General features: G+C 73.6%; 5 protein-coding genes. All 5 read right to left on the bottom strand.

Going from position 1 to position 3,799, the window contains the following annotated elements; genetic code table 11:
• Positions 1–591, bottom strand: a 591-nt coding sequence (locus tag FJY74_09590) for an AMP-binding protein (protein MBM3308565.1), incomplete at its 3' end; no start/stop codon positions are given.
• Entirely contained in the window at positions 584–1,642 is a 1,059-nt protein-coding gene (locus tag FJY74_09585; protein ID MBM3308564.1) for a thiamine-monophosphate kinase, read from the bottom strand. The genes FJY74_09585 and FJY74_09590, both read right to left, overlap by 8 nt.
• Positions 1,643–1,672: 30 nt before the next feature.
• A complete protein-coding gene (locus FJY74_09580; GenBank protein MBM3308563.1) occupies positions 1,673–2,602 on the bottom strand; it encodes a hypothetical protein in 930 nt (309 codons plus the stop codon).
• A gap of 36 nt (positions 2,603–2,638) precedes the next feature.
• Positions 2,639–3,616 (bottom strand): UbiA family prenyltransferase, encoded by a 978-nt coding sequence (locus FJY74_09575; protein ID MBM3308562.1) that lies wholly within the window; start codon positions 3,614–3,616, stop codon positions 2,639–2,641.
• 1 nt (position 3,617) lies between these two features.
• A partial coding sequence (locus FJY74_09570) for an 8-amino-7-oxononanoate synthase (protein ID MBM3308561.1) occupies positions 3,618–3,799 on the bottom strand: 182 nt, incomplete at its 5' end.

Genomic DNA, 3,799 nt, shown 5'->3' with positions numbered 1-3,799 from the left:
CGTGAGCACCGCGCCCTTCGGTTCCCCGGTCGTCCCGGAGGTGTAGACGATGGTCGCGACGTCGGAAGGCCCGACGTTCGGCAACCTGTCCGGGGCGGCACCGGACGAGCCGGCGTCGGCGCGCGGCGAAGAGGCGCCGGCTTCGGCCCGCGGGGCGTCGGGCATGCCGAGCGCGGACAGCGGTACAACCGCCTCGAGGCTGCCGCCCTCGTGAGCGAGCGACTCGGCCACCGCGAGGAGGTGCGCGTCGCCCGCAAGGAGCACCCGCATGCCCGAGTCAGCCACGATGTACCGGAGCTGTTCGCGCGGCACCGTGGGATAGACGGGGACGACAACGCATCCGAGGGAGAGCGTGGCAAGGTCGGCCACGATCCACTCGGGGCGGTTCTGGGAGAGGATGCCGACCACGTCCCCGCGCTCGAGCCCAATCGAGCGGAGGTGCGCCGCGGCGGCCTCGACCGCGCGGACGAACTCCGCGTACGAGACGCGGGCGTACGACTCGCCGCTGCGGACCATGAGGGCGGTCCGTTCGGGGTGTCGCCGCGCCGCGGCGAAGACGGCGCCGTGGATGGTCTCCTCGGTGTTACTCAAGCCCCCACGACCTCCCGAGCCGCTCAAGCTCGCTCAAGTAGCGCGCGGAGTCGCCGCGCAGCGTCTCGATCAGGTTCCGCACCGGCGCCATGGCGATGTCGGCGCGTCGCCCGCCCGGGAGCGAGAGTGTCAGGGCGGAGCGCTGCTGCGCCGAACCCAGCCTGACCGGCGAGTGCCCGAGCGCAGTGAGGTCGGCGACGACGCTCTCGGCGTCGCCCTCCGGCACGGCGCAGACGAGCTCGAACTCCCCGTGCGCGCCGGCGAGCATCATCCACGGCGGCGCCGACGCGCGATCGCAGAGCGCCCCGACGCCGGGCGCGAGGACACGCGGCCAGTCGCACACCACCTCGAACCCGCAGCCGTTCAGGCGCATGAGCTGATCGAGCGTCGCGAGCACGCCGTCGCTCGTGTCCATGCAGGCGTGCGCGCGCCCGCGCAGCGCCCGCCCGGCGCGAAGCCGCGCGACAGGCCGGTACGCTCCCTCCGGAAAGGCGTCGTCGGGCAACCCAGCGAACCGGGCGAGGCCGAGGGCGTTTCCCGCTCCGGCGGGGCCGGTGAGAACGATCGCGTCGCCGGGCAGAACGCCCCGGCGCGTGAGGAGCCCGTCGCGCGGCACGAGTCCGACGGCGCACCCGCCCACCGACAGCGCCTCGGCCGAGTTGAGGTCGCCGCCGAGCACGAACACCCCCAGCGAGCGGCACGCCTCTTCCATGCCGCGAGCCGTTCGCTCGACGTCGCCGCGCGGCGTGCCTGGCGGGACGGACGCCGAGATCACGAGCCCGAGAGGGTCGGCGCCGACGGCCGCGAGGTCCGAGAGCGAGGCCATCGCGGCGACCCACCCCGTGGTGTACGGGTCGCGGTAGAGCCCGGCGCGGACCTCCTCGGCGACCGTGTCGATGGTGATCGCGAGGCACTGCCCGGGCATCCCCGGCATCTCGACGATCTCGGCGTCCGACTCGTGCGGCGCGTTGAGCTGCCGAGGCGACCGCGCAAACGCCCTCACCCAGACGTCGATCGCCGCGTTCTCCGTGATCTCGTCCATCGGCTTCATCGGCACCGCCTCGCGCTCACCGGGGCCCGCTCAGCGACACACCAGGAGCGCTCTCGGGACGACCGAGAACTCGACGCGCCGCGCGTACACGACCTCGCCGTCCATCTCCAACGCGAAGTCCACGTCCGCCTCGACCAACGCCCTTCGTCCCACCCACGTGCGCGTCTTCGGCCTGCCCGCGAACCGCCGCCGCGAGAGCGCGGCGAGCGTGGTGAGCACTTCGAGCCGCGTCAGCCCCTCGCACAGGTGCACGCTCATGCGTCCGTCGTCGGGCGCGACGGGCGTATCGTAGCAGAACGCTCCGGCGAAGTGAGGGTTCTTGACGAAGCCCAGGCTGGAGACGCGGAACGACCCCGCGTCGCTGCCGTCCACGGCGATCCGACACTGGATGTCCCGGCGCCTGGCGAGCGTCCGCATCACCGAGGCGACGATGGCCGCGTCCACCGACACGCGGCGCACCGCCCGGACGAAGGGCGTGGGATCATTGAAGCTCGCGTTGGCCTCCGCCGCCACGCCGATGCTCGCGTTGTTCACTGCGTGTCGGGGCGCGCGTCGGCCATCCGCGCCAGCGAGATCAACGCGGAGCACGTCCCGGGCCTCGGTCCGCCCGCAGTCCACCCGCGCCGGGACGCCCCGGATGAACGCGTCCCGCCGGAAGGGCTTGTGGAAGTCGTTGCTCGAGCCCAGCCCGACGGCGCCGAGCCTGAGGCGCTCGCCCGGCATGTCGGTCGCACCGAGGACCGCGTTCGCGACCAGGTTCACAGTCCCGTCACCGCCCGCCGCCACGAACACGCGCTCGCCCCGCGCCGCGGCGGCGCTCACGGCCGCGCTCACGGCGTCCGGCGCGCCGATCTCGACGACCTCGAAGCGCCCGACGCGCCGTTCGAGCTCGGGCCGGACGCGCTTCCACTTCGCGGCCGCCCGGCCGTAGCTCGCGCGCGGATTGAGGAAGACGATCACGGCACAGCCTCCGCCGTCCCCGGTCACGCGGGGGGCTCACACCTGGCCGCGCTCCGGCCGAAGCCCCAGCGCAAGCTCGAAGAACGCGTAGAACACGGCGAGCGCGAGGGCCCACCGCGGCTCGTTCGCAAGGACGATCGAGGAGCAGACGAGCACGAGCGCCCGCACGCCGTGCGCGATCGGCGTCCCGGTCGCGCGCTCGTCCCGCGTGCGGTGCATCGCAACCTGCGCGACGGCGTAGAGCGCGGCTGCCGCCACGAGCGCGGCCGCGCTCACGAGGCCCGCGCCGAGCACGACGAGCGCCGCGCCCGCGAGCGCGACCGCCGCCGCCGCCGTCACGTCCCCGTACACCGCCGCCGCCCGCCACCCGAACGCGACCGGGAAGGTGCGGTAGCCCGTCGCCCCGTCGGCGGAGACGTCCTTGAAGTACCCCATGACGACGAAGTTCGCGTAGCCGAAGAAGACGGCGAGCACGGCCAGCAGGAACGCGGCGTCCGAGGCGCCCGCCGGCCGGGCCAGCCCCGCCGGCGACCAGCCGCGGTCCACGAGGCGTCCCATGACCGGGATGAGCGCGACGATCCACGCGTTCCACGGCGGGCCGCCCCACCATCTGCGCTTGAAGAACGTGTACGTGAGAAGCCCGAGCACCGCGAGCGCGCCGGGCACGAGGATCCGCGCGCTCAGCGCGACGAGCGCTAGCACGACGACGCAGAGCCCGACGAGGCTCGCCGTGAACACGTGCCGCCTCGCGACCACGCCGGCGACCAGCGGCCGGTACGGTGCCGAGAGCGAGTCGGTGTCCGTCTGGAAGCAGTCGGTGAGCGCCTGGCCCAGCCCGTACGAGAAGAAGAGCGCGACGAACGCGACGAGCGCGCGCCACGTCTCGACGCCGGCGCCGAACGAGAGCCCGACGAGCCCCGCGGCGCCGGACACGAAGAGCAGGTAGGGCCGCATCGTGACAAGATACGCGCGGGCGAACCGGAGGCTCCAGATGGGCGCAGGCTCCGTCGGCATGTCAGACGACCCCGTGTTTCCGCCCCACCAGCGTCATCTTCTCGAGCGCGACCTCGAGGTCGTCCCGGCCGAGGCTCGCCATCACGCTCAGGCGGATGAGCGCCGAGTCCGGCGGCACCGCCGGCGACACGATCGGGTTCACCACGACCCCCTCGTCCTCGAGCGCCCCGGCCATGCGGAACG

It is taken from the genome of Candidatus Effluviviaceae Genus I sp., assembly GCA_016867725.1.
In the GTDB taxonomy this organism is placed as follows: domain Bacteria; phylum Joyebacterota; class Joyebacteria; order Joyebacterales; family Joyebacteraceae; genus VGIX01.
This window is presented reverse-complemented; position numbering and strand designations above follow the sequence as displayed.

Bases quoted from the DNA above. Each gene is read 5' to 3' on its own strand.
- FJY74_09575 (MBM3308562.1), bottom strand. From the start codon at position 3,616: ATGCCGACGGAGCCTGCGCCCATCTGGAGCCTCCGGTTCGCCCGCGCG.
- FJY74_09585 (MBM3308564.1), bottom strand. From the start codon at position 1,642: ATGAAGCCGATGGACGAGATCACGGAGAACGCGGCGATCGACGTCTGG.